Origin of the sequence: Anabaena sp. PCC 7108, from assembly GCF_000332135.1 — a bacterium.
Taxonomy (GTDB): domain Bacteria; phylum Cyanobacteriota; class Cyanobacteriia; order Cyanobacteriales; family Nostocaceae; genus Anabaena.
Genome location: NZ_KB235896.1, coordinates 2,582,113 through 2,607,915, shown reverse-complemented (window position 1 = coordinate 2,607,915; position 25,803 = coordinate 2,582,113). Strand labels below are relative to the sequence as shown.

At 36.8% G+C, this 25,803-nt stretch carries 17 protein-coding genes and 2 pseudogenes; 7 read left to right on the top strand and 12 right to left on the bottom strand.

What is annotated here, in order from left to right:
• Nucleotides 1-59 precede the first annotated feature (59 nt).
• A pseudogene (locus tag ANA7108_RS27280) lies at nucleotides 60-576 on the top strand (PstS family phosphate ABC transporter substrate-binding protein); the annotation flags it as partial.
• 72 nt (nucleotides 577-648) lie between these two features.
• Here the strand turns inward: ANA7108_RS27280 and ANA7108_RS0112405 are convergent.
• Nucleotides 649-1,407 carry a Crp/Fnr family transcriptional regulator gene (locus ANA7108_RS0112405; RefSeq protein WP_084777019.1) on the bottom strand — a complete coding sequence of 253 codons (759 nt, stop codon included), beginning with the start codon at nucleotides 1,405-1,407 and terminating at the stop codon, nucleotides 649-651.
• A gap of 334 nt (nucleotides 1,408-1,741) precedes the next feature.
• Between ANA7108_RS0112405 and ANA7108_RS0112400 the strand changes: the two genes are divergently transcribed.
• The gene (locus ANA7108_RS0112400; RefSeq protein ID WP_016951114.1) at nucleotides 1,742-2,530 is read left to right on the top strand and encodes a DALR anticodon-binding domain-containing protein; all 789 of its coding nucleotides are present in this window, start codon (nucleotides 1,742-1,744) and stop codon (nucleotides 2,528-2,530) included.
• Between the two features lie 152 nt (nucleotides 2,531-2,682).
• Here the strand turns inward: ANA7108_RS0112400 and ANA7108_RS0112395 are convergent, their stop codons facing one another.
• Nucleotides 2,683-3,552 (bottom strand): Cof-type HAD-IIB family hydrolase, encoded by an 870-nt coding sequence (locus ANA7108_RS0112395; RefSeq protein WP_016951113.1) that lies wholly within the window; start codon nucleotides 3,550-3,552, stop codon nucleotides 2,683-2,685.
• Nucleotides 3,553-3,774: 222 nt separating this feature from the next.
• Nucleotides 3,775-4,488: a PEP-CTERM sorting domain-containing protein gene (locus tag ANA7108_RS0112390; RefSeq protein ID WP_016951112.1), complete on the bottom strand. Its 714-nt coding sequence runs from the start codon at nucleotides 4,486-4,488 to the stop codon at nucleotides 3,775-3,777.
• A gap of 405 nt (nucleotides 4,489-4,893) precedes the next feature.
• Between ANA7108_RS0112390 and polA the strand changes: the two genes are divergently transcribed.
• Both polA and ANA7108_RS0112380 read left to right on the top strand, forming a co-directional pair.
• Nucleotides 4,894-7,833 (top strand): DNA polymerase I, encoded by a 2,940-nt coding sequence (gene polA, locus ANA7108_RS0112385; RefSeq protein ID WP_016951111.1) that lies wholly within the window; start codon nucleotides 4,894-4,896, stop codon nucleotides 7,831-7,833.
• A gap of 305 nt (nucleotides 7,834-8,138) precedes the next feature.
• Nucleotides 8,139-9,254: a sensor domain-containing diguanylate cyclase gene (locus ANA7108_RS0112380; protein WP_016951110.1), complete on the top strand. Its 1,116-nt coding sequence runs from the start codon at nucleotides 8,139-8,141 to the stop codon at nucleotides 9,252-9,254.
• Nucleotides 9,255-9,267: 13 nt separating this feature from the next.
• Here the strand turns inward: ANA7108_RS0112380 and ANA7108_RS0112375 are convergent, their stop codons facing one another.
• From ANA7108_RS0112375 to cofH, 3 genes are all read right to left on the bottom strand, one after another.
• A complete protein-coding gene (locus ANA7108_RS0112375) occupies nucleotides 9,268-10,776 on the bottom strand; it encodes a family 10 glycosylhydrolase (RefSeq protein WP_016951109.1) in 1,509 nt (502 codons plus the stop codon).
• A gap of 692 nt (nucleotides 10,777-11,468) precedes the next feature.
• A complete protein-coding gene (psb27, locus tag ANA7108_RS0112365; protein ID WP_016951107.1) occupies nucleotides 11,469-11,867 on the bottom strand; it encodes a photosystem II protein Psb27 in 399 nt (132 codons plus the stop codon).
• A gap of 230 nt (nucleotides 11,868-12,097) precedes the next feature.
• Nucleotides 12,098-13,249 carry a 7,8-didemethyl-8-hydroxy-5-deazariboflavin synthase subunit CofH gene (cofH, locus tag ANA7108_RS0112360; protein WP_016951106.1) on the bottom strand — a complete coding sequence of 384 codons (1,152 nt, stop codon included), beginning with the start codon at nucleotides 13,247-13,249 and terminating at the stop codon, nucleotides 12,098-12,100.
• Nucleotides 13,250-13,475: 226 nt separating this feature from the next.
• Between cofH and ANA7108_RS0112355 the strand changes: the two genes are divergently transcribed.
• The 3 genes from ANA7108_RS0112355 to ANA7108_RS0112345 all read left to right on the top strand — a co-directional run bounded on the left by ANA7108_RS0112355 (nucleotide 13,476) and on the right by ANA7108_RS0112345 (nucleotide 17,948).
• Nucleotides 13,476-15,056 (top strand): hypothetical protein, encoded by a 1,581-nt coding sequence (locus ANA7108_RS0112355; RefSeq protein ID WP_016951105.1) that lies wholly within the window; start codon nucleotides 13,476-13,478, stop codon nucleotides 15,054-15,056.
• 42 nt (nucleotides 15,057-15,098) lie between these two features.
• Nucleotides 15,099-16,787: a glycosyltransferase family 39 protein gene (locus ANA7108_RS0112350; protein ID WP_016951104.1), complete on the top strand. Its 1,689-nt coding sequence runs from the start codon at nucleotides 15,099-15,101 to the stop codon at nucleotides 16,785-16,787.
• A gap of 480 nt (nucleotides 16,788-17,267) precedes the next feature.
• Nucleotides 17,268-17,948 (top strand): tetratricopeptide repeat protein, encoded by a 681-nt coding sequence (locus ANA7108_RS0112345; RefSeq protein ID WP_026104148.1) that lies wholly within the window; start codon nucleotides 17,268-17,270, stop codon nucleotides 17,946-17,948.
• On the opposite strand, the gene ANA7108_RS0112340 is transcribed toward ANA7108_RS0112345, so the two are convergent.
• The 6 genes and pseudogenes from ANA7108_RS0112340 to ANA7108_RS0112315 all read right to left on the bottom strand — a co-directional run bounded on the left by ANA7108_RS0112340 (nucleotide 17,945) and on the right by ANA7108_RS0112315 (nucleotide 25,781).
• Nucleotides 17,945-19,642, bottom strand: coding sequence for an NAD+ synthase (locus ANA7108_RS0112340; protein WP_026104147.1), 1,698 nt, complete (start codon nucleotides 19,640-19,642; stop codon nucleotides 17,945-17,947). The two genes, ANA7108_RS0112345 and ANA7108_RS0112340, sit on opposite strands and share 4 nt — an antisense overlap.
• A gap of 115 nt (nucleotides 19,643-19,757) precedes the next feature.
• Complete coding sequence (locus tag ANA7108_RS0112335) at nucleotides 19,758-20,504, bottom strand: NUDIX domain-containing protein (protein ID WP_016951101.1); 747 nt, start codon at nucleotides 20,502-20,504, stop codon at nucleotides 19,758-19,760.
• A pseudogene (locus tag ANA7108_RS0112330) lies at nucleotides 20,420-21,071 on the bottom strand (nicotinate-nucleotide adenylyltransferase). Before ANA7108_RS0112330 ends, ANA7108_RS0112335 begins: the two are co-directional and overlap by 85 nt.
• Nucleotides 21,068-22,483, bottom strand: coding sequence for a nicotinate phosphoribosyltransferase (locus ANA7108_RS0112325; protein ID WP_016951099.1), 1,416 nt, complete (start codon nucleotides 22,481-22,483; stop codon nucleotides 21,068-21,070). Before ANA7108_RS0112325 ends, ANA7108_RS0112330 begins: the two are co-directional and overlap by 4 nt.
• Nucleotides 22,484-22,585: 102 nt before the next feature.
• Nucleotides 22,586-24,163, bottom strand: a complete 1,578-nt coding sequence (locus tag ANA7108_RS0112320; RefSeq protein WP_016951098.1) for a hypothetical protein — start codon at nucleotides 24,161-24,163, stop codon at nucleotides 22,586-22,588.
• Between the two features lies 1 nt (nucleotide 24,164).
• Nucleotides 24,165-25,781: a glycosyltransferase family 39 protein gene (locus ANA7108_RS0112315; RefSeq protein ID WP_016951097.1), complete on the bottom strand. Its 1,617-nt coding sequence runs from the start codon at nucleotides 25,779-25,781 to the stop codon at nucleotides 24,165-24,167.
• Nucleotides 25,782-25,803: the final 22 nt, after the last annotated feature.

Sequence of the window (25,803 nt, the reverse complement as noted above, 5' to 3'; positions counted from 1 at the left end):
AACTTCTTTTCTTCTGCCTCTTGCCTTGTAATCATCACAATTTGTAACGCTGACCTACTTACACAGGCAAGATCAATAATTGGAACCACCGACTTGGTTCCAATCTGCCGATCAAGCCCTGTTCACACCGTGTTAATCATGGGGTTACAGTTTAACTTTTTTTCCAAGACATTTTGGGTGGTCAAGCTTTCAGTCCCCAAGTAGAGTTTGTCTCCACGACCACCCAAGCCTTAAAAAAGCTGGCTGATAGTCCTGGTGGCATCTATTACGCTTCTGCCCCAGAAGTGATTTCTCAATGTTCTATTAAACCCTTAGCTTTGGGGGGAATGCCAGGGCAATACATTGTTCATTACCAAGAATCATTTGTTGTCCCTAATGAATGTCTTGATCAACACAACAAATTGAACATTAAGGCTTTCCAATCAGGAGAATACCCGATTACCCGAAATCTGTTTGTGGTGGTCAAACAGGACGGTCATAAATTATGAGCAAGCAGGTTTTGCTTACGTCAATTTACTTTTAACAGAGCAGGGACAGGAACTAATTACCCAGATTGGGTTTGTTAAAATCCACTGACTCCTGCTAGTTATGGCTTTGAAAATAGCAAGTACCAACTTATATGCTCAGAATGTGGCTTCTAACTTTGCTTTAGTTGGCTCTGTTAATTGATTCTGCTGGCAAGCAAATCAAATTATCCCCTTGAGTGAGGATGAGGCCGCGTTGACGCAATTTACCCATCAAGCGGGTAACTGTGACACGAGTCGAACCAATTGCGCTGCCTATTTGGGCATGGGTGAGAGGAAAGGGTAGGCAATAACCACGAATTACATCGGGATCAGTTTCGCTCATTGCTGGCTCCCCATATTCCTCAATCAACAAGGTGAGAAATCCTAAGAGTCGGTCAATTGTGCGCCGTTGTCCCAAGGCACTTAACCACAAGAGTTTGCGCTGGTGTTGATATCTAAACGCATCCATAACTTCACGACGGAAGTGAGGCCAGTTATCTAAATCATGCCAATACATCCATAACACCGCAGTTTGGTCAACGTGAGCATAAGACTGGAGTGTAAAAGGCGATTGAGCAACGATCTCAAATGGTTGTCCTGCTCCCACAAAACCCAAAAAGGCTTCTTCTGGGGTTCTGTTGATGCGTCGAGATGTTAGTTGACTGGCAGTAGCACTAACTTGGGCTGTTCCTACCATGCGGATTGCACCTCTTTGCACTAAATAGAGCAATCCAGGTCTAGCTGGAATACGCTCATCTTTGCTGAAGGTGCGGCAGCGGTAGTGTTCTTGAGCCCAATCAAGAATTCGTTGCCAAGTGAGAAAAGGCCGTGATGCCTCGGAAAAAGAGGATTGAGATTGCATAGGTAACAAAGAGCGTTCGGCTGAATACAAAGACGTAATAAAAAGGTGCAAGGAGTGTCTTTGTGTTAACAGGGTAGGCTTAACGCCTAACAGCGTCAGCCATGTAAAGTGTAGAAAGCGGATTTGCCCTCTACTCTTCTGTTATACTTCTTACTGTACAATGAAGGTAGTAAAGTTTACTCATGATTCATCGATTATTCATGAAATTTTATCCTACTCTCATTTTTCTTTACCTAGAGTTAACTTCTATCTAAAGGTGGATGGAACAGGATAAAATATTCATATCCACAAAAGTTTCCCAAAGATCTACGTGCATCAACGGCTACTTTTTAAGAAGTATACATCAATTAAACATTTAGTCTATATCCATTTCATGAATTTTCTAAGTGATTATACTAATCGTGGAGAAATTCTATGCATAGAGGATATAAAAATTCCTCTACATCAAGGTGGAGATCATGAAAAGATTTTGTATATTTCCAGTCTTGCTCTGAGGCTATCAACCAGTGATAATTCAAAAGCTATGGAAATTGCTTGGGAAATTGCTGCTTATTTATCGGCAAACTGTGGCGAAATTTTTAGAGTCAAAATAGTTCCCCCTGCTTGGGTTTGTATAGAGCTTACTCATCCTACTCTAGCAGATTGGCTGCACAGTATTACGGTTGAAAGTACTGGATTAAAAAGTGTTAAAAGTAGTTATCAAACCCAACATACTGATAAACTAGTATTTACTATTCAATATACTCATGCACGCTGCTGTTCATTATTACGATTAGCTCACCGAGAGGGCTTAATTGAACTTGTAGATGAAAGTATGAATTTTCGTTATTTTCAGTCCGCACAATCTATACCGTGGCTTGATCATGATCAAAAATTGCGTTTCCATCAACCGGATGAATTTCGTCTCATTCACCAGCTGATAAAATTGGTAGACGATTTGGTATATCCTGATGCCATGAGTGTAGTCAACTGGGAAAAAGCAGGGCTAAAATTGAGCCAAGCTTTTGATAATTTTTGGTGTAATTGCCGGATTTGGGGTGAAGTGAAAATTAATTCATTGGCATTAGCCCAAGCTAGACTGGGATTGCTGATAGCTACTAAGTTGGTGTTAAAGTCTGTATTAGAGGCAAAATTGGGGGTTTTCGCACCTCTAGAGTTATAGTTACCATCATTTTTTCCAATATCAAAATAAAAATTTTAATTACGGATATTGACTCAATAAATCTCCTCGGCTATAGTAGCAGGTGTGTGAGGAGCGAACCAGAAAAGACACCGAGACGAAACACGGCCAGTCGTCGGTGTCTTTTTTGATGTTTACAGTAAAAACTTTTTGATTGCTACTGCCGCTCCATTTGCTTCTACATTAGGAGCTACCCAATTAGCGATCGCTTGAACTTCTGCTGGTGCGTCACCCATAGCCACTCCAATACCCGCGTATTCTAGCATTTCCACATCATTGAAGTTATCGCCAATAGTCATGACGTTAGCGCTTTCTAATCCCAGCAATTCTTCAGCGATATAGCGGACAGCAGTTCCTTTATTCACAAAGGGGTTAGCCGCTTCTAAAAAAGTGGCAACAGATGTGGTTAAATATAGTTCTGCGGGTGTGTATTGAAGACGTAAATTCCCTAAAAGTTCGTTGATGATATTGACATCGTCACACAAAGCTAAAACTTTGGTGGGTTCATCAGTTAAGACTTGACGCAAATCACCGACGGGTATGGGACTAACACCGCAGCGTTCTGCATAACTTTCAGTTTCTTTAGTCATTTCCCGCACGTAAAGTTTGTCATTTACGTAGAAATGCACAGAAAGTAAAGAACGCAATGGCGGCTGTTCAAAATAATCTAGTAATTGCTGGGTAATTTTCCGAGAAACCGGTAAATGACGATGAATTTTTTGGTTCCTTGGTTCTTGAATCCAAGCCCCTTGATAAGCTACTAATGGTAGGGTAGATTGAATTTCTTGATGAAACCGCAAAGCTGAACAATACATTCTCCCCGTAGCTATGGCTATTTTAATGCCTTTGGCTTGTACTGCTGTAATGGCTTGCTTGACAACTTCACTCACTTGATTGTCATGTCCAGCAATCGTACCATCTATATCTAAAACTAATAGCTGAACATCTTTGACATTTCCTGTCTGATTGTGGATAGATGTAGAATTGGTAGATAGTTTGTGCATAAATTCCCCAGCTTTGAAGTGCTAGTAAGAGATTAGCAATCTCTGGTAGACAATGGGGAGTATTCTGGGTAAAGAAAATATTTTGCCTAAAAACAATAATTTATCGCATCTTGTAGACACGATAAAAAAAGATAACTAAATTAAATAAAATACTTACAAAATTAACTATTCAAACCTAAAGTTTCTAATTGGTGTGGTCAAACTACCCATTGTATAACCTTATTACTTTGAGATTTGAAATCGGCTTTTTTTGCGTTGTGATAACATACCAAAACCAGCAACTAAACCAAATCCCAGTAAAGTAGAGGGTTCAGGTACTTGAGTTGAGTAGGGACTATCATAGTTATATGTAACTTTCAGTGTTCCTTTAGCATTTGTATTGATCTGAGAAACAATATTACCAGATCCTGAAACGCTTGATTTAGCTGTAGCTGAAAACAAAAAGTCTATATTTCCAGAACCAATATATGCGGCTAGGTCATATAGGTCACTAGTTAAAGTCGTGTTTTTATATTCCGAGTCCATGATGTCATTAATTGTCTTTCCAGAAGTGCCACTAAAATCAATTTGTCCATCAAATGCAGTAGCTTGGTAAGATTCACTATTAGTGGGCTTGATGAAAAACAACTGATTGTTATCCTGGGTTAAATACATATCTGCACCAACATTTGCTGTGATTGTAGATGAAGATGCACTGAGGCTTTCTAAGCCTGCATTTGCCTTGATAGAACCAGTAATTTCTAGGAAAACACTCGTCAGTGTACCTAAAGATGAGTCAAATTTTTGGATACTGAGTGTTTCACTAAAATCCGTTGGAGAATAATCACCAGAAGAAGCAGTATAAGAGAGGGAAGCTGCATTTGCAGTTCCGGCGGTGGCAACAATTCCTGCTAAGGTAGTGGCGGCTGCTAAAGTGCTGATAAATTTAGAGTTCATAGGTAAATTGTTGTGTTAGAGGAATTGAAATATAACTAATTTATAGCTCTAAAACACTGATTAGCGCTTTCGTAAATCTACTCAATTAAATCTAAAGTTTTGATGAGGATTCCAGTTCAATATTTTTGATATTCTACTTAAGTAGTATCTACATAAGAGAAAATACTATAGTAAGCATTTTTTATTTGTGAAAATTACAAAACTCAGATTTCCTACTTCTCTAATAAGTCGGGGATATTGGGGATATTATTGTTCATGTCATGACATGACTACAAATATTTAAGGGAATATTACTGACGGGTGAAAATAACCATCCAGTCAACAAAGGTTAAAAAGCTAAGAAAACTTGCTTTATTCTACGTAGGTATTATGTACTCAAGGAAAAATACTAGCTATAATAGGCTTATGTCTCTCAATTCCGTTAACAATTTGACTTCTCACTCTGCAATTACAAATAATCCTACGTTTATTCTCGTAGATGGACATTCCTTGGCTTTTCGTTCCTACTTCGCTTTTGCTAAAGGTAAAAACGGAGGACTACGTACAAAAGCAGGTATTCCCACTAGCGTATGTTTTGGCTTTCTTAAGTGTTTGCTGGAAGTAATAACCACACAACAGCCACAAGCAATTGCGGTAGCGTTTGATTTAAAATTACCAACTTTCCGCCATGAGGCTGATCATACTTATAAAGCAGGACGTGCAGAAACACCAGAAGATTTCATTCCCGACTTAGCAAATTTACAAGAGTTACTAAATGGGTTTAATTTACCAATTTTAACTGCACCAGGGTATGAAGCGGATGATGTTTTGGGAACTTTGGCACAAAAAGCTGCTGCTGCTGGGTATCGCGTGAAAATTTTATCAGGAGATAAAGATTTATTTCAATTAATAGATGCTGATAAAGGAATTACTGTTTTAAATTTTAGTCCAGAAGCATTAAAACGTTCTACAAATAGTATTACTGAATTTAGAGCAGAACAAGTTAAAGAAAAATTAGGCATATTACCTACACAAATTGTTGATTTCAAAGCTCTTTGTGGTGATAAATCAGATAATATTCCTGGGGTAAAAGGAATTGGTGAAAAGACAGCAGTCAAACTGCTAAATAAATATAATTCTCTTGATCATGTTTATGATTCATTAACCGAACTCCAAGGTACGATTAAGGAAAAATTGATTAATGGGAAAGAAAATGCTTTTCATTCTCGATATTTGGCGCAAATAATTGTCGATGTTCCTATAGAAGTTGATTTAGAAGATTGTAAATTAACAGGATTTGATAGCAGCGTTCTCACCCCAATTTTAGAGAAGTTAGAATTTAATAATTTTTTAGATAAAATCAACGAACTCCAATTTAAATTTGGTGGACAAGTTGAATTAAATCCTAAAGTAGATAAACTAGAAAAAAACAATATTGATGAAGATCATGATTTGTGGTTTTTTAGTGCTGCTGATACAACAGAAGCCAAAAAACAAACTGCTTCCCCAATTCAACCAAACATCATTAATACTGAAGCTCAATTAATTGATTTGGTGAACCTATTACAAACCTTCACTAATCCAGAAACACCTGTTGCTTGGGATACAGAAACAACTGCATTAGAACCTAGAGATGCGAATTTAGTGGGAATTGGTTGCTGTTGGGGAAAAGAAGCAAATGAAGTAGCTTATATTCCCTTAAATCATAAACTTGGCAAAAATTTAAATCAAGATTTAGTATTACAAACATTACGTCCAATTTTAGAAAGTGCTGATTATCCTAAATCTTTACAAAATGCTAAATTTGATCGTTTAATTTTCAAGTGTCAGGGAATTAATTTGACAGGAGTAGTGTTTGATACTATGCTGGCAAGTTACTTGATAAATCCAGATAGTAGCCATAATTTAACTGATTTATCACAGCGATATTTAGGATTAATAGCCACAAGTTATGTTGATTTAGTTCCCAAAGGTAAAACCATTGCTGATATAGATATTACTGCTGTTGCTGATTATTGCGGAATGGATGTTTATTCTACATTTGCTTTAGTCCCAAAATTGCGAGAAGAATTAGAAAAAACTCCGGCTTTAAATAAACTATTGCAAGAAGTCGAACAACCCCTAGAAGCAGTTTTAGCGGAAATGGAATATACAGGAGTGAGAATTAATTCAGATTATCTCCAAGAACTTTCTCAGCAGTTAGAAACAGAATTAGCAAAATTAGAAATAACAGCCACTGAAATTGCGGGAGAAAAATTTAATTTAGGTTCTCCCAAACAAATGAGCCAGATTTTGTTTGAGAAGTTGGGATTAAGTACTAAATATTCCCGCAAGATTCAAACTGGCTATTCTACAGACGCAGCGACTTTAGAAAAACTCCAAGAAGTTGATAATACTGGTTTTGTGGATGCGATTCTTGAATATAGAACTTTATCAAAATTAAAATCTACCTATGTGGATGCTTTACCAGTATTAGTACATCCAAAAAGTCAACGCTTACATACAGATTTTAACCAAGCTGCAACTTCAACTGGGAGGTTATCTTCTTCTAATCCGAATTTACAAAATATCCCGATTCGTACCGCTTTTAGTCGTCAAATTAGAAAAGCGTTTTTACCTGAATCAGGTTGGTTAATGGTAGCTGCTGATTATTCACAAATTGAATTAAGAATTTTGGCTCATTTGAGTCAAGAACCGATATTACTAAAAGCATATCAGCAAAATGAAGATATTCACACTGTGACAGCAAAATTAGTCTTTGAAAAAGAAGAAGTAACTTCAGAAGAACGTCGTTTTGCGAAGACAATTAATTTTGGTGTAATTTATGGAATGGGTTCTCTCAAGTTTGCCCGTTCAACAGGTGTAGATAAAGCGAATGCGAATGAATTTATTAAGCGATTTAATGAACGGTATCCCCAAGTATTTAAATATTTAGAGGGAGTTAAAAAACAAGCAATTGCTCTCGGTTATGTAGAAACAATTCTGGGTAGACGGCGTTATTTTGATTTTACTAGTAATAGTTTACGCGATTTTAAAAATAGGAATATAGAAGATATTGATTTGAGTAAATTAAAGAATTTAGGTGCTTATGATGCTGGGTTATTACGCTCGGCTGCGAATGCACCAATTCAAGGTTCTAGTGCGGATATTATCAAAATTGCTATGGTGCAATTACATGAGGTTTTAAAGAATTATCAAGCACGGTTGTTGTTACAAGTTCACGATGAATTGGTGTTTGAAGTTCCTCCTCAAGAGTGGGAAGAATTGCAACCACAAATTAAGTCGGTGATGGAAAATGCTGTAAGTTTAAGTGTGCCATTATTAGTAGATATGCGTGCGGGAGATAATTGGATGGAAATGAAGTAATATAGCAAAGTCATGATTTAACTTGGCGATAAATCCATAAATATTAGCGTTTTAAATTGCGTGTTGATTAATTTTTATTTTACGGAAGTGCAAATAAAACAAAAAGTTACATCTTTTAAATAACCGTTAAATAATTTACATGAAACTGACATGATATATATAGGTGTTTAAGTAGCTATCAAAAAAGCTGTTTGTTAATGTGTTATTTTGGAAAAATTTCCTCAGAAACAGTTTATTTCCAGACAAGTTAGCTACGACATCACTCCTAGTCTCGGTGTTTAAAATTAAAAATTATTGGGGTGTATATGACAACAACCAATATTCCCACACCATTGTCTTGTCCAATATTGTTTGAAGCAGAAGGTAATGCAACTCAGCAATACTTACAAGCAATGGAACGTTTATTATTAGTAGTTCAAGACCTTTCTCTGGCTCGTAGTTTACAAAGGATTATGGAAATTGTGCGGGTAGCGGCACGAGAATTGACGAAATCGGATGGAGCCAGCTTCGTACTTCGGGACAACGGTTGCTGTTACTATGCTGACGAGGATGCTATTGCTCCACTCTGGAAAGGTCAGCGATTTCCGATGAATATTTGTATTGGCGGCTGGGCAATGTTTAACCGTCAACCTGCGATTATTGAAGATGTAAGTGTTGATGAACGTGTTCCTCATGTCGCTTATAAACCGACATTTATAAAAAGTATGGTTATGGTTCCTATCCGCACTCAAGAACCAATCGGAGCTATTGGGACTTATTGGGCAACTCTCCATCAGCCTACCTTACAAGAAGTAAAAGTGTTGCAAGCATTGGCAGATGTAACATCAGTTGCAATGGAGAATGTAGAAGTTTATTCAGAATTAGAACAGCGAGTAAAAGACCGGACTATTGCTCTAGAACAAGAAATTGAAGAACGGAAAGCAGCTGAAGCACAAGTGCGTCATCTTTCTCTAACTGATGAGTTGACAGGTTTATACAATCGACGAGGATTTTTTGTAGTCGCAGAACAACAATTAAAATTAGCCCAACGCACTCAAATTCCTACCTGTTTAATGTTTATTGATTTAGATGGACTCAAGCAAATTAATGATCAATTAGGACATGAATTTGGTGATGCTGCTATTGTGGCATCTGCCAACTTAATCAACCAAACTTTTCGCAGTTCTGATACTTTGGGGAGATTGGGAGGTGATGAATTTGTGGTATTAATGCAAAGTAACGACCCCAGTGTAGAGGTAACGATTGGGCGACTACAATCTTCTATTGATGAGTATAATCTGTCTGGGAATAAGCCGTTTAATGTGTCAATGAGTATAGGGTTTGTGAGTTATGACCCTAGCCAACCAGTTTCGTTAGATGATCTAATTACTTTGGCAGATGAATTGATGTACCAACAAAAACGTGCTAAGAAAAAGCAATGAGATATCGAAATAATTATTTGTTACGGCAAAATTTGCGATCGCCATCATGTTCAGGATATTGCCAAGAATATGCAAAATGGCTGACTCCCTTGATTTGAGGAGAAAATTGGCGTAAAGCTGCCATCTGTGCTTCCAGGGGTGGACGATTACTAATTGATTCTCCCCATTTACCAGCTAAAGCTGGAATTATCTGTGTACCTGGTTGTGCCATACTCAAAACCCGTTGCACTTGCTCTGCAATACAACTAGCATTTGCATTACCACAATTTGCATAAGCCATAGGATGCCATTCTGAGGAAGGAGAAAAACGATCCCAAGGTTGCAAACGGGAATCATACCCTTTTCCCACAGCTTGATTACCATCTGGAAAAAACACTACTCCGCTGGGAATGCGTTGCTGCTGTGCTGGGGAACTAGCTAAAGCAACAAAATCTAGAATACCTTGCATAGCATGGGCTACCGCCAACTGCCATAATTCTACTTGTAAACCTGGTTGTCTGTCGGTGGCTGATAAGAGGGACTTTTGAGCGATTGAGGGATTGCGTCCTTCCCAAAGAGGTTCATCTTCTTGGGGATAAAGTTTATCAACTTGATTTATATCTCCTGCGGTGACATATCCCTTAGTTAAAAACCGCCGCATTAATTCCAATCCTTTGGAGTTTAAAGCCCTACGGAAAAAGGCTTCTTGGGTTGCGGGCGTAAATAACCACAAATCTGAAACTTTAGTAGCAATAGAGTTAATTCCAGCTTGTCGAGGATAGCGTACATAGTCAAAGAGCATACCATCAGGACGGCGACGTATTATCTCTTGTACCATTTGGTAATAGTCGTTTTTGGCTTGGTTGTTATAAGGATCAATAAATACTTGAGAGCCGTTATCTACAACTGCTAAACTGTTTTGTCCTTTACCATTACGAGCGATCGCATCTTGTCTGCTGGGTATCTGTCCGTAAGTATAGCCAAAATTGACGGTAAACATCCAAGCATAAACTTTCAAACCCCGTTCTTGACCTTTTTTAATTCCTGCGGCTAGTAAATCAGTCTTTTCTGTTCCCGGTGTGCGAACTACAGCCGGCCAAACTGTGGGATTAGCTGCTGCTGGCAATAATACCTGGCCGTCATAAAATGCTTCTAAATAAACTTGGTTATAGCCACGGCTAACAATCCGATCCATAATCTGATCAATTGCACCCGGTTGAGTATCGCATGGATACAACCGCAACCAGATAGCTTGGGTTTGAGGCCAATTTCGACTGCGACAATTCTGTAATTCTTGTGCGTGTTGTTTTAGTAATTTTTGGTAGCGATTCTGGCTATCTCTATTACCTTTAAGTGCTGATAAACGGAGATTTTCTTTTTCTTTGACGGTTTTTGGTGATAGCTGACAAGATTGTAGAATTACTTGCGCCCTAGCTGTTTGGTTCCCAATATTAGGAAGCAAAAAACTACTACTAAAAAGGACAGCGAACAGACTTCGCCAAAATAATCTTGGTTTTGTAACTTTTAAGGTAAAGTTAAACATATTTATTAATAGTCTCTCAAATAAATTTTGACGGATAAGGGAACGAACCACAGAGAGCGCACAAGTAAAGAAAAAGAGTTGTTCATGTCTTATTTAGGATGGCTATGGACTAACATTAGATTGACCAAATATTTATCAACCCCTATTAATAAAATTTATAAATAAGAAAAAGGCCAGTACAATTGATAACACAAAAAATGTATTGGAAAAATTGTTAAATGCGTCGGAAGAACTCTTAAAATAACTTTTGATACCTTTTAGGTTGTCATTGATATCTTGTAGACTCTGATGGATGTCACTAAGATTCTTCTCAATTGCATTTGGTTCTTTTTTTACATTATCATTTTGTTTGTTCATTGAACTTAGCTGCTACTTAATCTGATTACCACTGCTTTATTATTTCATATAATCCCCATTGATGACAACTTAAAAGCAAGTGAATTATATTAATACTCTAGCTACTAGAGTTTAGCAAAAATAAATATTTATTTAAAAAAGAATTAACATTTGAGCAAATAAGCTTTTTTACTACCTTTTGCTTTCTGGCGCTAAACATTAAAAAAAGATAGATAAATTTAAAATTGAAACCCCAGATTTATCGACATTTTGTATCAAGTCGCCAAGAGCCAAAAATGCAAAGTTATAAATTTTGACTTTGCATTTTTGGTTCTTGACAAAAATATATCTGATGGTTAGCCACCACGCTTCAGTGCTGTTTCCACGAGGTTTAACTCCTTCTCTAGACGACTTTTCAGTTTTTCAGGGACGGGACGATTTGGGTAGGAACTATAGTGACCAGCTAAGGCGTTAAGGGCTGTTCGTATGGTTGTAAATGAGCTAAGAGTAGAAACAGAATTAGCACGTTGATAACGAGCCGAAAAGTCATTAATTTTTTGACGTGCTTCAGCTTGAATTTCGGCTTTATTTGGGGAATCTTGTGATAAATCTAGAGCTTGTCTCATTGTATTGACTAGAGACAATGTGTCTTGACGATAATCCCCAGTCAAACTATCTGGGCTACCAGAACAGCCTATTAAACCAATGGTTACAACTAGAACTAGTGCAAGCAGACGCGACCAATAACGCTTCATATGCATTAAGTAAAACAATATGTAAATCAACGTCCATACTATCTTGGATTGGGATCAGTCAGTTATCGGGAACAGGGAACAGATAATTTAAACAGATCAGGACTTACGCAACTGGCATATTGGTAGGGTGCGTCAGACCTGAAATATCCTGCAAATAAACAGATATTTGATATCTGACGCACCATAAAATAGATGTTTGGTGTGACACTTGCGTAAGTCCTACAGATAATTTATTTGTTATCCCTAGCTCCTATTTTCCGATATAAGGTGTCCCGCTGTTGGTAAGGTCGTTTTAGGGATGCTATCGCACTTTGCAAGGTTTCCACCTCCATACAAGTACCACCCACAGCCCCTGCCATTGTGGTAATGTGTTCTTCCATCAATGTGCCACCGATATCGTTACAACCCCAATTTAAAGCTGCTGTCGCACCAGCTAAACCCAATTTGACCCAACTCGGTTGATGGTTAGGTATACAATTTCCTAAATAAATTCGCGCTACAGCAGTTAATAACAGTGCATCAGCTAACACTGGTTGATCTCTTCCCACACGACGACGTAAGGATTTGGGCGCTTCTTGTCCAACGAATGGTAAGACAATAAATTCTGTAATTCTAGCTGGGTATTCTTGCTCAATAGCATTTTGTTGGAGCGATCGCAATTTTTCTAAATGTCCAATTTGCTGTTCTGGGGTTTCAATATGCCCAGATAACATGGTACTAGTGGTATTTACACCTAATTTATGCGCTATACCAACTATTTCTAGCCAAGTAGCCGTATCAATTTTTTCTGGACATAGCACTCTTCTGACTTCATCATCTAACACCTCAGCGGCTGTTCCTGGCATGGAACCTACACCAGCATCCCGTAAAGATGTGATCACCTCAGTATAGGAAATTCCATCTAATCTAGCGATAAACTGGACTTCTTGGGGAGAAAATGCGTGTAAATGCAGATGAGGGAACTCCCCCTTAATGGTTTCTACTAACTTCAGATAATAAGGCAACGATTTACCGTTAATTTGCGCTTGTGGGTGTAATCCCCCTTGCATACAGATTTCTGTTGCTCCCCGACGCACCGCATCTGTGGATTTTTCCAAGATTTGCGCCCAATTTAACCAATAAGCATCAGTATCGCCATCATCCCTACGGAACGCACAAAAACTACAATGTTGCTCACAGATATTCGTAAAGTTAATATTACGGTTAATTACGTAAGTGACTGTATTACCTACTTGAGTGTAACGGAGTTTATCAGCTGTAGCCTGAATAGCACTTACAGCTTTTGGCTCAGTCTGTTTCAACAACATAGCACCTTCATGTGGTGATATATTATACCCTAATAAAGCACGGTCAAGAATTGCATCGAAAGTTATATTAGCCACAGTTCATCAAACGTAAACTACTTATTTAATTTTCGCAATAAATTAAAAGTTGCAACTTGTGATGTTATATTATTGACAAGCCATTGAGTTCTAGTCCGTCTTGTGAAATAACCATCATTTATCTTCTATTTTGACAGATAATTGCTAATTTATCTGCTTTGAAATTTGCTTGAGTTTTATGTATCCAATTGAATAAATATCGATAATAATCATTTTTCATGAATTTATGAATAAATTGAAAGCAAATACACCGTTCTTGATCATTCTATCTGGTGTAATTTTTTCCTTATACTTACTATCGCAAATTCCTGATGAAATTTACTTTAGTGGTGATGCTGGGCTGAAAGCACTGTTAGCAAAACAACTTAGCTCTGGTAAACTGCATTTTGATTTAGACTTACTAGCACCCCAATGGGTAAAAAATCTATGGGATAGCGGATTATATCCCTTTGAAGCCCCATTTAGTTATAAGATATCTAACCTTTACTATATTACATTTCCGTTTACATTTCCACTAGTAACTGCCCCGTTTTATGCCATGTTTGGTTTTAGAGGTTTTTATATAATTCCTTTAATCTCTACATGGATAATTTGGGTGATTTTTTATAAATTATGTCAGTGCTTTAAACTAGATTATTTAATTATAAGTATAGGTTTGCTTACTCTTATATTTGCTTCTCCACTGACCATGTATAGTGCTATGTATTGGGAACATACACTAGCAGTATGTTTAGCATTTAATGGCTTAGTGATTATTCTAACTAAAACAGAGGAAAATTTTTCAAATAAAGATGCCATAAGTAGCGGCATATTAATTGGTTTATCAGCTTGGTTTAGACCCGAATTTTTAGCATTAGTAGCTATTTTGATAATGCTAGTAATCGTCTCATATAAAATCAAACTTGATTTCATCACTATTATTAAAAATAGACAAATAATATTTATTGCTAGTCTTATCGCTACCATATTATGTTTCTTTGCATTAAATAAAATCATTTATAATCATCCATTAGGCGCTCATGCTTTCCAAGTAGTAGAAAACTTTTCACTACCAGAAAGATTATTAAAATCAGTGAGATTTTTTAATGAACTTAAAGATAGCCTACTTAAATATTTTCCGATCATCTACTTTGCAATTGGGATTTTGTTTATTTCTATATTTAGAATTAATTTGAGATTCCAACCTGTAATTATGCAAATATTACTAATCTCAAGTTTGTTTTTGTTGATAGTTCCCATACTTATTCCTAGTGATGGTGGTAAACAGTGGGGACCAAGATTCTTATTAATTCTCATACCATTATTTAATTTCATAGCAATATCAGGGTTAGATAAAATTTGGAAAATTAAACAATTTGGGTTCAGATATATCAGCATGGGAATTTTAGCCATACTATTTGTTTTAGGGTTTAATCTCAACATAATTGCAGGCACAGAAGCTGTTTATCAAAAAAGCAAACAAGAAAATCTTGATGTTCTGGACTTTTTGCGCCAAGATAGTAATAAAGTTGTAGCTGTAGCTAACCAGTATGTTAGCCAAAGTTTTGAAGCAATGTTTAACCAAAAAATATTTTTTCTCACAAAAGAGCCTGATAATGTGAGTAAATTAGGTTTAGCATTGCACGAACAAGGTTATCAAAAATTTCTCTACATATGTCCTGCTTATGATAAATGCTTCTCTTCTCCTAAAATACCTGATAAATTTACATTATTTGCAAGCGAGAAAAACTTGAGTATGCAGCTAAGAAACATTAAACAAAATAAAAAATACAGAATAGAAGAAGCAACGATTATTGAAAATAAATAAGAATAAATAAGAAACCTAATTTTAAAAAAGTAGCTTAAGAAAATGAAACTAAACTTAGCAATTTATAAACTTAATAAGTTTTTTTCCATAGAGAAAATAGCATTGATTGTCATTGCTTTAGCAGTTGTACTCAGAATTATCAATCTAGGAAGTAGAGAACTTTGGTACGACGAGGTTTTATCATTATTACTTTCTACGAGTAAAAATGATGCTTATAATACTCCTGGAGATACACCAGTGTTATTAGCAGAATATACATCCTTATTGCGTTTACCAATTGAAGCAAATCTACGCGACTTTTTCCTAACCATAGAGACTTTAATTAAGAGTTTATTAGGTGGAGAACCTCATCCACCATTATTCTTTTTAAGTCAACATTTTTGGTTGCGTCTTTTTGGCAATAGTGAAGCATCTGTGCGAAGTTTAAACACATTATTTAGCATTGCTGCTATGGGTGGGGCTTATGGTTTAGGAAAGCTTTTTTTAGGACATCGTGGAGGACTATTTTTTGCAGCACTGCTAGGAATGAGTCCATTTTATTTATTCCATTCTCTCAATATGCGGATGTATGCGCCCTTAGTCTTATGGGTCATCTTAAGTACATGGGCGCTGCTATATTTAATTGAACAAGAAAAATTGCAAATTACCCAAAACTTTCGCAGTCAATTGCTATGGAATGGACTTTTAATTATCTCCATTAGTGCGGGTCTGATGACTTTTTATTTATATGCCTATTGGCTGATAGTTTTAGGAGTATTGGTACTTTATTTAGATAGAACAAATTGGTTTAAACATGGCTTACGCTTAGGTACTGGAGTTTTATTAACAATGCCCTGGTTTTTATGGGGTACAATTAAACAACTCCGCAATGCCGACTTAAATCGTTTTGGTAAAGCTAAATCTGCATTACCTCCTTTATTAAGACATTTACAAGATTTTACTAACACTTTAGGTACTGACATACTTATAGGAGACTGGGCAACTAGTTTAGATCCAATAGTCATTACTTTATCTGGTTGTTTAGTAATTTTGCTATTTATAGGGTTTAGTATTCATCTGTGGAAACAACATGAACAGAAAAATTTAGGTACAGTTTTAATATTAGGAATTTTGCCGATATTACTAGCCTTAATGGTAGACATTGCCACTAAAAAATTTACCTTAGGATTTGGCTTTGGCAGAACAATGATCATTATTCTTCCTGGTTGTTTATTATTAATAACTTTGTGGGTAGAAAAAGCAGTTGCAAAACAATGGCAAACTCCTATAGCAGTTGGTTTATTGCTGGTGTATTTGACTATTAGCGTTGGTGATTTTAGTCTGCGGACACGCTCAGTTTTTCGCTCGGTTTCTGAATTAATTTCCCAAGACTGGAATCAGCCAACTTTAATTGCTATGAACTCCAAAGCTTGGGGTCATGTTATGCGTGTGGCTTATTATATTCCCACTTCTTACCCGGTGATGCTTCTATCTCAAAAGCCATCAGGACTAGCAATTTCTTTAGAAAAAGTTTTGAAGGAAGAACCAGCTAAATATTCTCGTATTTTGTGGTTAGATAGTGGCAATCCTTTATGGTCTAAATTGAAAACAGCAACGGAAGTAGAAAGCGAACAAAAAAAGATTCAAACAGTTTTGTTATCCCAGTTTCAGTTAAAGGAAACCCAAAATCTATCAGGGACAATGACTCTGGATAAATTTACTGCCAAGCTTTACACACAGTCTCTGAATTAATTTAAATTAATCTCAAGCCGCTTACTGGTGCAGAAAAGTTCACAAGGCTGGATATATGAGAAATTTTACGGATATAAGCATGATAGATTATACTTTTACCAAGTTGAATCTAGATTTTTAATGTCCAGAAATACAGATATTAATCAATACTTTCGCCATTTTTAGGTTGGGTTTTGGTTTCGCTACACTTCGCGTTCACGCAGGGATACGTGCCTCTACCAAACCTCCGAATCAAGGCTTTTTTATTTAGCGAAGGTCTTGTTAATCTTAATGCTTTGATGCTACTACAACTTTTACTACCATTGCTAGGTCTTTTAAATTTGAGTTATAGTGTGAAACATCGCCTAATTTACGGTACGTGTAGCTAAGTTTCCTAAGTTAGTAATATTTCAAAAATGTGAATAAAGGCACTTTCCAAAATTCAATATTTTTGTTTTAATGTACAAACAAAAACTTCATGAAACTTTAAGGAAATTCATTGTGTTCAAACCAACATCATGTTTAGTAACTTTTCTACTATTGGGATATTTTTTTACTGCTACTCCCTTGATAGCTCAAGCTGAGGTATTAGTAGCACAAGCCAGTAATCCAAAGTTAAAGGAACTGTTAGAAGAAGGGAAGAGGTTAGTAGATGCGGGTGATTATAATGGGGCGATCGCTCAGTATCAGGAAGCTGCAAAATTAGACCCCAGGAATGCCAAGATACATTCTGGGATTGGCTACTTATATGCTCAACAACGGAACTTTCAATTGGCGTTAGCTGCCTATCGTCGAGCGATCGCTATCGACTCCAATAATAGTGATTTTTACTATGCTGTCGGTTATATCAAAGGTAACCTAGGAGACACTGCTGGCTCAAAAGAAGCTTATCGCCGTGCTATCCAGCTCAACCGTGGCAATTTTAATGCCTATTTAGGTTTGGGTGTAACTCAAACCTCTCTGGGAGATTATGAATCAGCTATGTGGGCGTACGAACAAGCAATTAACTTAAACCGTAACGATCCCCGCACTTACGAGTTAATGGGTTCAATGTTCAAACAGCGAAGACAAACCCAACAAGCCAGCAACGTATTACAAAAAGCCAAGGATTTATATCGACGGACTAATGATCCAGATGGATTAGCCAGGGTAGAAGCCATGCTAAGAGAAATCGGCGGTTAATCCAATTGAGAATTTTTTACTGACAGCCAGCTAATTTTACTAGCAATAGGCATTCGCCAACCAGTACCAAAAGCGCGGTCGGTGATTTTCAGTCCAGGAGGTGCTTGTCGCCGCTTAAATTCAGCCCGCGCTACCATCTGCAAGACTCGATTAACAATTACTGAGTCATGACCATCTGCAACTATCTGTGCTGCTGATTCGTGGTTATGAATCAGACGTTCTAAGATATCATCCAAGATTTCATAAGCTGGTAGAGAATCTTGGTCAACTTGACCTGGTTTAAGTTCCGCACTTGGTGCTTTGGTGAGAATATTTTGGGGAATAATTTCTGTCTGGTTATGAGAATTTAACCAATGACAAAGAGAATATACGCGGGTTTTAGGGACATCTGCAATCACTGCTAAACCGCCATTCATATCACCGTAAAGGGTGCAGTAACCAACTGCTGTTTCTGACTTGTTACCAGTGGATAAGAGGAGATGACCGAACTTATTAGCGATCGCCATCAATAAACTACCACGAATTCGAGATTGAATGTTTTCCTCAGCAATACCAAACTCAGTTCCTGAAAATAATTCAGCCAAAGTGTGATCAAATCCCTGCATTAATTCCCCAATTGGTAAAATATTAGTCTTAATCCCCAAATTTTCTCCTAAAGCCAAAGCATCACTAATAGAATGTTGGGAACTATAAGGAGAAGGCATCAAAACACCAAAAACATTTTCCTTCCCCACTGCCGCAGTTGCAATTGCAGCTACTAATGCCGAATCAACCCCACCACTTAAACCTAAGATTACTTGAGAAAAGCGACATTTATGAACATAATCTTGCACACCTAAAACTAAAGCCTGCCAAATTTCCTCATCTTCAGATTCATTAGCAGGTGAAACAGAACCTAACTTTAAATCGCGCTGTATTTGATCAAATTCAACTACTAATAAATCAGGTTTAAAACCCTTAGCACGGCAGATAACTTTACCTTGCTGATTTACAGCAAAACTGCGCCCGTCAAAAATCAAATCATCATTTCCGCCAATTTGGTTAGTATAAATTACTGATTTTTTAAAATTAACAGCACTATGTTGCAGCATAGCTTCTCGTAACTTTTGCTTACCGACAGTGTAAGGTGATGCAGATAAATTCACAATTAAATCTACATCTAAATTTGATAAATCAGCAATAGGATTAACCGCATAACTACGTTTACCCCAAAATTCTTCATCATTCCATAAATCTTCACAAATGGTTACACCAATCTTGATATCATCTAAAGTGAAATAACTAGCTTCTAACCCAGATTGAAAATAACGATTCTCGTCAAAAACATCATAAGTTGGTAAAAGTCGCTTGTGAAAAAATTGTTTAACTTGACCAGCTTCTAATAAAGCAATACTATTAAATAAACTTTTTCCACCAGTAATGTGCGCGTCAGTATTTTTAACAACAGTTCCTACCAACACAGCTAAATTAGCAGGTAAATCCTGAGCTAATTGTTGTAAAGTAATATCCATAGCTTCCACAAAACTAGGATTTAGTAATAAATCTCGTGGTGGATAGCCACACAAAGAAAGTTCTGGTGTCAACAGTAAACGTACATCTGAAGACACTACATTTTCAGCAGCATCAAGAATTTGTTTAGAGTTACCAGACAAATCACCAATGATTGGATTAAATTGAGCGATTCCTATTTTCATATTAGTAATTGGAATATTATAAATAATGGCTTCCTTCTTCCCTCTTCCTTCGCGTCCTTCGCGCCTATCCCTACGGGACGCTACGCGAACGCGGTTCATTTAATCCATATTTAAATCAAATAAACACCAAAGGCTTATCCTTAAAAGGTGCAAAAGCCACAGCATCAAACTTATACAAACTAGCGGGACGACCTGCACCTCGTGATACTTTAATTCCAGTATCAGATAAAAACCCCAATTTAAGTAACCGCGCTCGAAAATTAGAATAATCAGAGAAATTTTCCCCTAGAACTGTTGTGTATAACTGATATAAATCGTTGAGAGTGAATGTTTCTGGTAATACATCAAAAGCTACAGGGCTATATTCTAATTTATTTTTGATTCGTCTGTATCCATAGTTAATAATTTCATTATGGTCAAATGCTAATTTGGGTAGTTTTTTCACAGGATACCAAGCAATACCAGCCACTTTATCAGCGATTAATTCTGCTTCTTCAAACCGAACTAAAGCAAAGTAACTAACTGATAGATATCGCACACCATAACTATCAATTTCTTCTCTAGGATCACGATTTGGTCCACCAAATGTATACAGTTGTTCTAGATACAGATTATTGACTTTAATTTTCTCTGCCATAATCCGATAAGCCGCATCTTCTAAGGATTCTCCTTGACGTACCAAAGTACCAGGAAGACTCCAAAAATTTAAAAATGGCTCTTGCTGTCGCATTACTAAAAGAACTAATAAGCGATTTTGAGCAGTATCTACAGAGAAAATCACATTATCAACACCGACTTTGAAATCAGCCAAAGGTTGTTGATTGATCGAATTTGAAATCTTTTTATGGTTGCGTTCTGGCATTTAGGCGTACAAATGCTTTTGATGAATATAAGCAACGACATGAGGTGTCAGAGTTTCGGGATCTTTTTGTTCACGAAAAGCGGTAGAAGAGACATCTAAACCAGTTAAACTAGCGATCGCTATTTTCCCTCCTAGCTGTTTAACTCCCTCTAAACTAGGATAATCTATGACATAGCCTGGTCGGGGAATCACCACTAGCTGTACTTGTTTTAATAAATCTTCAATATGATACCAACGTGGTAATTGATGCAATAAATCTGAACCAATTACCAAACTATATTCAGCATCATCACCCCAACGGATCTTAGCTTTTTCTAAAGTTTCCAGAGTTCTCCAACTACTCAATTCTTGTTCTAGAGTAATATTTTGTTTGGGCATATCGATATCTTCAATTAATAATTTTAACATGGCTGCCCGATGAGGTAAAGGCGTTTGTTGAGACTTAAAAGGATTATCCGCTGCCCAAACAGCGACCCAATCATAATCTTCAGATAACCATTTAAGAATTTCCTGATGTCCAGCAGTTGGTGGATCTGCACTTGTACCAAATAAGGCAATTCTCTTCATATTAACTTTGCCCCTTTTGTGTTTTTTATTGGTTGTTTTCTAGTCTCTTCTGTTAACTTCTGCAAACTATCAGAAATCTTTACTGTCACGGCAATCGAATTTTCTAATCTTCGTGTTTCTTCCGGTAAACTCGCTACAGAAGCAGCCGTACGTTGACGAATTGTGGCTAAACTTTCATGTGGTTGTAATTGTTTACCTTCTTTCATGACTAACTTTAATACAGATTCTTCTGTAACTGCACTTTCAGAGACTAATCCCAATCTATCAGCTTGTAATTTACTGCCCACAAATGAGCGAAAAATTTGCTTTCGTCCTGGATAAGTCAATTTGCCAATAGACTGTTTCATAACTGGAATACCATCAATATCGACAAGTTTATAAACTCCATTTACTGGTGTACCTGTAACTAGTTTAGTTCCTAGTCCATAACTATCAATTTGCGCCCCTTTTGCTTTTAGTTTGGCAATTTCCCATTCATCCAAATCACCACTAGCGAAAATTGATACATTTGGCAAGAGCGATCGCACTTCTTTTGATAAACTTACCAAATCCCCAGAATCTAAACGCACCCCCGTTAATTTCATTTCTCCAGATTTAACCTTTTCCGCTAATCTTTGAGCAGCAGCAACCGGATCATAAGTATCAATTAATAATGGCGCACCAGGAAAATATTGATGAAATGCAGTAAAAGCCTGTTCTTCACTGCCTTCTAAAGCTGATAAAGCCATAACTAAAGCGTGTGCCATCGTACCACTTGGTTTTTCACCTAGCTGTAGCGCTGCTAACACATTGGACGTGGAATCCAACCCCCCTGCTAAAGCTGCCCTCGCTGCCCATAAAGAAGCTTGGGGACTAAAAGCCCTTCTTGTACCAAATTCTAAAAGTGTTGCTTTTTCTCCCGCAATATCACGTAATCTAGCGGCTCTGGTAGCAATTAAAGTTTGATAATTTAGAGTATTTAATAGATAGGTTTCCACTAACTGCCCTTGCCAAAGTGGTGCTTCTACTCGCAATAATGGCTCATTAGCAAATACTGCTGTGCCTTCTGGTACTGCCCACACATCACCAGTAAAAGCGCTCTCTGTTAATAATGACCAAAAATGTTGAGGTGCATGGGTAAAAATGCCTGTCCCTTGTAAAGCCGCAATCTGCGCGGAATTAAAGCGGAATTTAGCCAAATATTCCAAAGCTTGAGTCAAACCCATCGCTATTAAATAGCCAAAACCTTCGGGTAAGCGTCTGACAACTAATTCAAAGCTGGCCTGTTTTTTTTCTATACCTTCACCTGTGTAACAAGCTGCCATTGTTAACTGGTAAAGATCAGTCAGTAAGCTATAGTCCTCTGCACTGAGATTTAATTCTGAGTTTTGGTAACTTTTCTGTCCATAATCCATATCTGGAAAGGTTGTCATCTGAGGACTTCCCCAAGTGCTGATTCTTTATGGTAGAACTTACCATAATTAATGTCAAGCCTTGGCGTAATTAATTGTGCTGACTTGCTTATTTAGTATTATTTAGTTTTTAATTTGGTATATATACGCAACAGGCAGTTCTAGAAATTTTTCTGCTGGTTGCTCAAAGGGTTTAGGGCTAATCACATCAAAATGAGGCCATTGATTATTGCCCAAAAAAGCATATTGGAATTTTGGATAAATCCGATAATTTCCAGATTCACAAACTTTTGATAACTTGAAGTTTTTCTTAGTTATATACCTATCCAAGTACTGAACTATATGATATTGTTCCCGCAACCGAATGTACTGTGGATCACAAATTGTCGAGTCATTCGGGAGTTGATTGAGAATATTAATCATATCGGGAATTGCGATTGCTTGTTCCTGACCAAACTTGGTATCTAAATATAAATAATTGAAATATAAATTGCTCATGCATGATGTAAAAATGCCCAGAGTCAGGAACCCAGTGATTAATTGATTAATAAATCTGCGCTGATAATCTATGTATGCTAAAGTCAGAACCGTGAATAAAATTGGCGCAAAGAATATCAACATCTTGTAATGGAAGAAATATTCTTTTTGATAGTTTGACGCAGCATAAAGATAGATAATCCAAATAGAAATTAGAGAACCTAATAGAGTTTTATTTCCTCTAAATTTAGTAATTCCTATAATTAGAATCAAAGCCAGAAAAACAATACCAATACTGCCATAGAACCAAGGGAATTTTGTAAAATAGGTCTGTTGCCCCAATTCTACATAGTTAAAAATTATCCGACTCAAACGATAACCAATACTTGAACCAGCATTTCCTTGATCATCACGATTAAAGATTAACGCTAGAATTTTTTTAGTATTACTTCCCCTACGAGATATCTCACCTATCCAGTAAGGGGTGAGAGTGATGATAGCAGAAGCAATCGCCAATCCAGGTAAAAACCATCTGTTAGAATGCTTGCGATTCTTACCTAGAAAAACCAGAAGACTGCCAATAAAAACAATAGGCATTACAAATAAAGTAGTGCTGTGTAAACAGATTAGCACAGCCAGGCTAATGCCATAGAGTATCCATTGAAAAGCCTGAATAGCAAGTGATTTTCCTCCTTCTAATAGGCGTTTATATAGGAGTGAAAATGCAAACAAGAAAAATGGAATTGGACTAATATTCCATTCAAATGTGCTAACAAAAACTTCAGAAAATATCAAACTGTACCATAATCCAGCTACTCCTGATAGCAATAATCGTTTAGAATCAGGAATATTTTCTAGAAGTTCATATATTAAAACCATGAATAAAAGAATAGCTAAAAAAGAGAATATTCCATTGGGAAAAACCTGTAAAGATGGATCAGCACCGAACCAAACGGCAGGAAAAACTAGATAATAGTACAGGGGTGGTAAACTGTAATTTCCTACGGAAGAAGACTGTCCTAGAGTAGGGAATTCTCCCGCCAACATTTTCATATAAACAAATGCATCTCTGATTTGATCAGGAGCCTGACCAATATCAAAAGTGGTATATCTAAACAGACTAATAATGCGGGTTAATATTCCAAAGGTAATCGCTAAACCAATCAGAGAGTAAGCAACAAAATTACCTGAAGGCAGTTTGTTAGTAATTGCTAATCTAGCCATGCTAATTTTTTCCTTTTCTTACTAGATTCCAAAGCATAATTTTGAATTCATAGGTTGGATCAACTTTGTTTTTCCAAACATCGCTTTTCTTAACCAAATAGTCTGGTTGCTGTTTAAGAAAGTCTTGTAGTATTAAGTCTGAATAATTGCGACTCATGATAAAAACGTCACTTGTCTCTTTAGGAATAGGAACTTGGGCAGATTGCATTTTCATATCCGTTTTGATCAGGTCTATAAACTCGAAAGATGGACCACCAATCAAAATTGGATGAGGAGATTGATTTATAACATTAGCAATAGCGGGAAAAGGAATACCATTATATTTATTCCACCAAATTTGGGATTGTGAGAAGATAAAGCAGGAAGCAATACCTACTGAAATCAAGAACATAGTTAAACTATTCCATAGCTGTTTATGCCAGAGTCTTTGAGCAGAAAATGATAACTTAGATGCCAGCAAATAGGCAACTGCTATTTGAATTCCCAAAAAAGAAGGCATCAAGTAACGGGCAACACCAGAACGTCTTCCTCCACCAGTTAAATCAGGTACTACCAAAGCCAGAACCGTAATGGCGATTAATAACAGAATAAATGACCAGGTTCGTCTAGGTGTGTGACGACAGAGGAAATAAATTGCATAAACAACTAGTAATGTAGTAGTGGCAATTCCTAAATAAAAAAAGCTATTTCGATAGGTGAAACTATAGTTGAAATCCATAAATAATCGGTTTACGCTTAAAAGCCAAGTTCTAACTAAATCTCCTGGCGGAACTTTCATTTTGACCCAACTAGTACCCTCATCTAATTTTGTGAAACTGGAAACGGCAGCAATTACCCAGGGGATAGTCATTAACCCTGTCATTAGAGCAGAAATTAGATAGGTACGAACTGTTTTACTAAACCGAAATCCACCATTCCAAAAAACGTAGATGCCATGTCCAATAGCAACTAAAGCAGAAAACATATAAGTGTAAAGACTCAACACCAAAGTCGCAGTATAGATTCCCCAACTCAATCGGTTGTTGAGCCGAATTGCTCGCAGTAAAGCAGCACTACTTAATAGAATGGTCACTATCCATAAACTTTGAGGACGGGCTTCTTGAGCATATGCTAAATGAAAAGGCGAAATGGCAATTAAAACAACGGCTATCCATGCTGGTTTAGATGATTCAAATAGCTCTTGACACAACCAATAAATACAAGGGAAAGCTAGTAAACTGATGATGGCAGAAAAACTTCTGATAGCTGCAACAGAACTGCCAAATTGCTGCGCCCAAGATCGCAATGATAGAAAATAAACTGGTGGAAGTTGTGGTTCTTCTGCTGCTAAACCTTTGACGACATCTACCCAGGTTCTTTCTGGTGTTAATTGCTGATATTTTTTTATATCTTCTATGCCAACTGAATAAGAGCCAGAAAATTGTTCTCTAATTTCTTGAAATCTATAACCAGCAATACGGCTTGATGTACTAGTTTCATCTCCCCAATAAACTTTTTTATCAAGATTTGTAAATCGAAATAATACACCAATAATTAGTAAAATAATAAATAATATTTTTAAAAAATTTAGAGAATCTCGACTTGTTATTAAAAAGTTTTTAAGTGTATTTTTCGACATAATTTTTTGTTTGGTATTCTGG

Excerpts from the sequence above, each read along its gene's own strand:
- psb27 (WP_016951107.1), bottom strand. The coding sequence starts at position 11,867 with ATGAAGCGTTATTGGTCGCGTCTGCTTGCACTAGTTCTAGTTGTAACC.
- polA (WP_016951111.1), top strand. The coding sequence starts at position 4,894 with ATGTCTCTCAATTCCGTTAACAATTTGACTTCTCACTCTGCAATTACA.
- ANA7108_RS0112325 (WP_016951099.1), bottom strand. The coding sequence starts at position 22,483 with ATGACAACCTTTCCAGATATGGATTATGGACAGAAAAGTTACCAAAAC.
- ANA7108_RS0112315 (WP_016951097.1), bottom strand. The coding sequence starts at position 25,781 with ATGTCGAAAAATACACTTAAAAACTTTTTAATAACAAGTCGAGATTCT.
- ANA7108_RS0112340 (WP_026104147.1), bottom strand. The coding sequence starts at position 19,642 with ATGAAAATAGGAATCGCTCAATTTAATCCAATCATTGGTGATTTGTCT.
- ANA7108_RS0112335 (WP_016951101.1), bottom strand. The coding sequence starts at position 20,504 with ATGCCAGAACGCAACCATAAAAAGATTTCAAATTCGATCAATCAACAA.
- ANA7108_RS0112390 (WP_016951112.1), bottom strand. The coding sequence starts at position 4,488 with ATGAACTCTAAATTTATCAGCACTTTAGCAGCCGCCACTACCTTAGCA.
- ANA7108_RS0112375 (WP_016951109.1), bottom strand. The coding sequence starts at position 10,776 with ATGTTTAACTTTACCTTAAAAGTTACAAAACCAAGATTATTTTGGCGA.
- ANA7108_RS0112395 (WP_016951113.1), bottom strand. The coding sequence starts at position 3,552 with ATGCACAAACTATCTACCAATTCTACATCTATCCACAATCAGACAGGA.
- ANA7108_RS0112355 (WP_016951105.1), top strand. The coding sequence starts at position 13,476 with ATGAATAAATTGAAAGCAAATACACCGTTCTTGATCATTCTATCTGGT.
- ANA7108_RS0112400 (WP_016951114.1), top strand. The coding sequence starts at position 1,742 with ATGAATTTTCTAAGTGATTATACTAATCGTGGAGAAATTCTATGCATA.
- ANA7108_RS0112380 (WP_016951110.1), top strand. The coding sequence starts at position 8,139 with ATGACAACAACCAATATTCCCACACCATTGTCTTGTCCAATATTGTTT.
- ANA7108_RS0112350 (WP_016951104.1), top strand. The coding sequence starts at position 15,099 with ATGAAACTAAACTTAGCAATTTATAAACTTAATAAGTTTTTTTCCATA.
- ANA7108_RS0112320 (WP_016951098.1), bottom strand. The coding sequence starts at position 24,163 with ATGGCTAGATTAGCAATTACTAACAAACTGCCTTCAGGTAATTTTGTT.